Genomic DNA, 478 nt, shown 5'->3' on the forward strand with positions numbered 1-478 from the left:
GGAGTTCTGGCCCGCGCTGGAGCAGCCAACTCTGCAGAAGTCCAAACTTGACTGGGATTTCGTTGTAGGGAATGCGCCCGAAGGTAAGACGGCGATTGGCACCTACGGCGGGTGGAACCTTGCCATCTTTGAAGCTTCCCAGCACAAGGAAGCCGCCTGGAAACTCATCCAGTTCCTAACCCGCGAAGACGTGAACGGCGATGTTGTCGAACTTGTTCCGGCAAACATGAAGGCCGCACAAAGCTTTTTGGCGGCAAACCGCAAAGGTGCGGATCTCATCATCCCTCATCTCGAGAATGCCTCACCCCGGCCGTTGTCGCCTCGCTATCTCGAAGTCGCCGACATCGAGGTGACTCTAGCGCAGGATGTATTTTCCGGAATGGATCCGCAGCAGGCAGCCGACAAGGCCTGCACTGCTATCGACGCCCTTAACTAGTCACCAGGACTAAGCCGGGCTCGGGCTTTGCCCCGAGCCCGA

The 478-nt window shown here is 57.9% G+C and carries 1 protein-coding gene; it reads left to right on the forward strand.

The genetic code is table 11. From position 1 onward, the window contains the following. Positions 1 to 436, forward strand: a 436-nt coding sequence (locus EH240_RS37460; protein WP_125007293.1) for an extracellular solute-binding protein, incomplete at its 5' end; no start/stop codon positions are given. Positions 437 to 478: the final 42 nt, after the last annotated feature.

It is taken from the genome of Mesorhizobium tamadayense, from assembly GCF_003863365.1.
Lineage (GTDB): Bacteria > Pseudomonadota > Alphaproteobacteria > Rhizobiales > Rhizobiaceae > Mesorhizobium > Mesorhizobium tamadayense.